2 protein-coding genes are annotated in these 2,577 nt (G+C 32.4%); one reads left to right on the top strand and one right to left on the bottom strand.

Features of this window, described 5'->3' with window-relative positions; genetic code table 11:
- Positions 1 to 208: 208 nt before the first annotated feature.
- Positions 209 to 652, bottom strand: coding sequence for a GNAT family N-acetyltransferase (locus RT261_RS02155; protein ID WP_313128787.1), 444 nt, complete (start codon positions 650 to 652; stop codon positions 209 to 211).
- A gap of 346 nt (positions 653 to 998) precedes the next feature.
- Between RT261_RS02155 and RT261_RS02150 the strand changes: the two genes are divergently transcribed.
- The coding region (locus RT261_RS02150; RefSeq protein WP_313128783.1) for an SNF2 helicase associated domain-containing protein at positions 999 to 2,577 on the top strand (1,579 nt) is incomplete at its 3' end.

Below are 2,577 nucleotides of genomic sequence, written 5' to 3'. Positions count from 1 at the left end.
ATTTATAGGAATTATAATTTGCCTTATATTAGGGTTACGTTCTATGGTTCATAATTGTGAATACCATAAAACTTCAAAAGAGATTTGTCCTTATCAAAAAGCATGAAATTATACAAGACACCGATTGTAAATTTTGGCGGCGTCTTGTATGTTTATTGGATATTTGAAGAAGTGATACAGCTGGCTTTTATTCATTGTATTTAAAATACTATAATATTTTTTGCATCCGGATATGTTCAACGGGTGCTTGATTCATTAAATAAATCTCACCATATTCCTGATAGCCTAGTTTCTTATAAAAATCCTTAGCTGTTACGCGAGATTCCAAACATATCTTTTTAATGCCATGCTGTAACGAGCGTTTTTCCATACTCTCAAGAATTGCACGACCGATACCACTTTTCTGTAAATTTGGTTCAACACATAAAAAGCGGACTTTGGCAGTTGCTTCGCCTTCAAAAATAAGGACTCCTGTGCCAAGGATTGTTTCGCCATCGAAAACAGCAAATACAGCAGCCTGTTGTTCATAGGATAGATCATCATTCTTGATTGAAAGTCCAAGGGGTTTTCTCATAATTTTGTCTCGTAATAGTAGGGTTTGTTCATAGCGTTTTGAACCAAATTCTAATTCTTCTACAGTATATAGATTCATAATAATCCTCCTTAATTTAACTACGTATTATAGTACACAGTATTTAATAAAGCAAGAATAAAATCATTTTCTTCTATGTCTTATTATACTAATTTTGCTATGTAGCAATAGGTAGAGATTTCTTAAAATAGCAGGGAAAAGCAGTTTGCTGCCTTCTATAAAAATTGTTTATAGACTCATTTATCACACTCATACCGAAACCACAATCAGTATGAAATAATGCTCCATATTACATTTTACAAGGAATTTTCTAGCTCCGTTATACTTTATATGAAGAAATACTACTTTATTTTTTAAAATGTGGTATAATAGTAGGATTGAATAAGATATAAAAGGAGTAAATTAGATGATACAATTATCCAGAATTGGAATTCGAAACATTGCTTCCAGTGATGTGGTTTATGCCAGAGGTCTTCAGGACTATAAAAATAATCAAGTCGTCAATGCCACCTGGTCCAATAACAAACAACAATACCGCATTACGGTTAAGGATAATTTTAATTATAATGTAACCATTAAAGTATTCGAAGACGGCTCATTTGAACATAGCTGTAATTGCTCGGAGCATCTGAAAGAGAACGGTGCATGCAAACATGTTGTGACTGCACTTCTTTTCGTACTTAATTATGTGGAGCGTTCCTTGTTAAAAGAACCGGATAATCCGGAGGAAAAGAAAATATATCAGATCATCGAGTATTTTAGTAATGAAGAAGTAAGCATAGTTCAAGGAGAAACTTATCATGTAGAAGTAACCATAACTATACCAAATCTTCTTAGAGATAATGAAGGAAATGTATTTGTTTCTATTCGTGTGGGCAGTAATAAACTTTACAAAATTCAATCCATAAAGAAGTTTTTATTGGATTTATATAATAAAGAAAATATTGTGCTTGGCAAAGAATTTAAATTCGTTCATGGTGAGAGTAAATTTGATAAACAGTCTGGTAAAGTACTCGATTATTTTCTAGAAATACTTGAGATTCAGGAAGTTGTAGATAAAATGGCAATTCCCAAATTATTTAACCGGGCTCAAGTGATTTTAACCAAGAATATGCTTTTAAGGCTGTTAACCATATTGGGAGAGAATAAATTTCAGTTAGAACTTTATGGAAAAGGATATGAAGATGTTATATTTGCAGCTTCCAATCCTAATATTAAGTACAATTTATCTATGATTGAAGATGGAATCGTAATGGATTACAAGGGCAATTATCACATTATTCCACTTACAGATACCGGAGAATTGCTATTTTTCAATGGATGTATCTATAAACCCAATAAACGGTTTACCCATAATTATGTTCCCTTTTATAATAATTTAGGAGGTAATCGGGAACCGCTGGTATTCAAAGGAGTCCATAAAAACAAATTTTTGGAAGTGGTTCTGCCTAAAATAAGTGAAATTATGGAGCTAACCGTACCGGAAGAATTGCAGGATAGGTTTATTACTGAGGATTTAGAGCCTGTTGTATATTTGGACAGGGTGAAGAATCATATTCGTGGAGAACTAAAATTTAGATACGGTGAACATGAATTTAATGCTTTTGACAATCCATCTGCATCTAACTTTATTATAGTAAGGCAGCCTGGGAAGGAAGATTACTATCTGGAATATATGGAGAAGTTAGGCTTTGTACCGAAATCTCATAGTTTTATTATGAGAAATGAAGATGATATATATGAGTTTTTAACAGATTCTGTTCACGATCTGGTCAAGGAATGTGAATTGTACTATTCTGATGATTTTAAAAAGATTAATATTAAATCGCCAGGAAGTTTTAAAGCCGGACTTCGTGTGAGTACAGGTGTTGATTTATTAGAAATGGATTTAAATTACGAAGAAGTCCCAAAAGATGAACTACAAGAACTTTTTAAGTCTTATCGCTTGAAGAAGAAATACTATCGTTTAAAGAATGGCAGTTTTA

Source organism: Anaerocolumna sp. (assembly GCF_032079385.1).
GTDB lineage: Bacteria > Bacillota > Clostridia > Lachnospirales > Lachnospiraceae > Anaerocolumna.
This window is presented reverse-complemented; position numbering and strand designations above follow the sequence as displayed.

Coding starts and splice junctions, on each gene's coding strand:
- RT261_RS02155 (WP_313128787.1), bottom strand. CDS start 652: ATGAATCTATATACTGTAGAAGAATTAGAATTTGGTTCAAAACGCTAT.